The organism is Variovorax sp. 20P10.2.4 (assembly GCF_058244205.1).
Window position 1 is genome coordinate 1 of the sequence record NZ_JBZAYE010000850.1, and the last position, 2,583, is coordinate 2,583.

General features: G+C 71.9%; 2 protein-coding genes. One reads left to right on the forward strand and one right to left on the reverse strand.

Annotated elements, in window-relative coordinates; genetic code table 11:
- The coding region (locus AC27VN_RS38485) for an esterase/lipase family protein (RefSeq protein WP_490880066.1) at nucleotides 1–1,833 on the forward strand (1,833 nt) is incomplete at its 5' end.
- Between the two features lie 10 nt (nucleotides 1,834–1,843).
- On the opposite strand, the gene AC27VN_RS38490 is transcribed toward AC27VN_RS38485, so the two are convergent.
- Nucleotides 1,844–2,583: MFS transporter (locus tag AC27VN_RS38490; RefSeq protein WP_490880067.1), on the reverse strand; the 740-nt coding region annotated here is incomplete at its 5' end.

Genomic DNA, 2,583 nt, shown 5'->3' on the forward strand with positions numbered 1-2,583 from the left:
CCCGCCGAATACCTCGCGCAGCGCCGCGGCGACGTGCTCACCACGGGCCGGCTCAGCACCTCGGCCGAGGAGGTGCTGCGCGTGATCGGCTCCGACGCCGAGCTGTGCGGCGAGGACGGCCCGGCCTGCCGCAGCGCACTGGCCGACTCGCCGGGCCTGAGCGACGAGCAGCGGCTGTCGGCGCTGTCGGAGGTGTGGCTGCAGGTGGCGATCGCGGCCGACAAGAGCGGCGGCACCACGCAGCCGGGCTCGGCCGCCGACACCACCGCCATCGAGGCCTGGCTCGAGAGCGCGCGCCATGCCTATGCCTACCTGTTCTTCACCGCGCGCAAGCCGCGCGACCGCGCCTTCGAGGACCGGCAGACGCAGGTGCGCGACTACTACAACTACGCGGTGCAGCAGGCCATCACGGGCCTGTACCGCGGCGTGCGGCGCAACGCAGCGGCACAGCCGCAGGTACCGCGCGTGGGCGACTGGCGCATCGAGGCCGACGTCTCGGGCCTGCGCCTGCCCGCCGACGCGCCGCTGCCCGACGAGCTGATCCCCGCCGCCTCGCTGACCTTCTCGGGCCTGCGCAACACCTACCGGCGCGACGGCTTCGGCGCCGAGCTGGTGGCGGCCGACAGCCAGCGCACCGACGAGAAGGCGCCCGCGCTCGCTACCGCCGACCCGCGCCCGCCCTACCGCGAGATGCCCTTCCCCGCCGTCACCGCGCTGCTGCTGTTCGACGGCGGCAACCTCGCCGAGGTGCTGGCCACGCGCAGGCTGCGCATCGCGGCCTACGACCCCTACCGCACCGCCAACGTGCAACTGGCCGGGCAGGAGGTGCCGCTGGCCGCCAACTTCACCTCGGGCTACGGCCTGTGGCTGGCCCGCTCCGACTTCGCGCTGCAGGCGCTGCGCAGCCTGTTCGGCGGCCGCGACGGCCTCACGCAGCCGCGCATCTACCTGATGCAGCCCTACGATCCCGAGCGCCGCACGGTCATCATGCTGCACGGCCTCGCGAGCAGTCCCGAGGCCTGGATCAACGTGGCCAACGAGGTGCTCGGCGACGAGACCCTGCGCCGCCGCTACCAGATCTGGCAGGTCTACTATCCGACCAATGCGCCGCTGCCGCTCAACAACTTCGCGATCCGCGAGGCCGTGACGCAGACGCTGCAGCACTTCGATCCCACGGGCCAGGCCCCGGCCTCGAAGGACATCACGCTGATCGGCCACAGCATGGGCGGCGTGCTGTCGCGGCTGATGGTGTCGTCGTCGGAGGACAAGCTCTGGGACGCGCTGCTGGCCAGCTACCCGATGCAGGGCGCGCAGCAGCGGCGCATCGAGGAGAAGCTCGCGCCCTACCTGCGCTTCGAGCCGCTGCCGCAGGTCAGCGACGCGATCTTCATCGCCTCGCCGCACCGCGGCACCGACTTCGCCAACAACCGCATCTCGCGCTGGGTCGCCAACCTGATCACGCTGCCGGTGGCGATGCTGGGGCAGTTGAGCGACATCTCGCGCGAACTGATCCGCATCGCGCCGGGCCGGCAGGACGCGGGGCCGCTGCGCATTCCCAACAGCATCGACAACCTCAGCGACCGCGATCCCTTCGTGCGGCTCTCCTCGGGCCTGCCGATGAATCCGCGCGTGCGCTTCCACTCGATCATCGGCAACGACACGCCGGGCCTGGCGCAGGCGCTGTCGAGCGACGGCATCGTGCCCTATGCCAGCGCGCACCTCGACGGCGCGGCCTCGGAGCTGGTGATCCCGTCGGCGCACAGCGTGCAGGAGAACCCGCTCGCGATCCTCGAGATCCGGCGCATCCTGCGCGAGCAGCTGCAGCCCCGTTAGGCGGAGACCTTCAGCTCGCCGAGCCTTTGCAGGCCGCCACGCGCGGCCGCCGCGCATCGGCGCGCGCGCTCGCCACGGCCCAGCAGAAGACGCCCATGCCCGCGAGCGCGAGCAGCGCGCCGACCCAGCCGGTCGAGGTCCAGCCCAGGCCCGCGGCGATCGCCACGCCGCCGAGCCAGGCGCCGAGCGCATTGGCCATGTTGAAGGCCGAATGGTTGAGCGCGGCCGCCAGGGTCTGCGCATCGCCGGCCACGTCCATCAGCCGGATCTGCAGCGCCGGGCCGATGGCCACGGTGGTGCCGATCAGGAACACGTTGAAGCCCGCGGTGTAGATGTTGTGGGCCGAGAAGGTGAACAGCGCCAGCACCAGCGCCGCATAGGCCATCAGGCCGCCGATGGTGCGCATCAGCGACTTGTCGGCCAGCCGCGCGCCGACCAGGTTGCCGACCACCATGCCGAGCCCGAACAGCGCGAGCACCAGCGGCACGCCGCCCAGCGGCATGCCGGCCACCTCGATCAGCGTCGGCTTGATGTAGCTGAACACCGAGAACATGCCGCCGAAGCCGATGGCGCCGATGCCCAGCGTGAACCAGACCTGCTTGCGCTTGAGCGCGCCGAGTTCGCGCCAGGGGCTGGCGCCCGCGGGCGCGGCGAGGTCGGGGATGTCGCGGCGCAGCAGCACCACGGCGATGAGCGCGATCACGCCCACGAACACGAAGGCCGCGCGCCAACCGAACAGCTGGCCGAGCC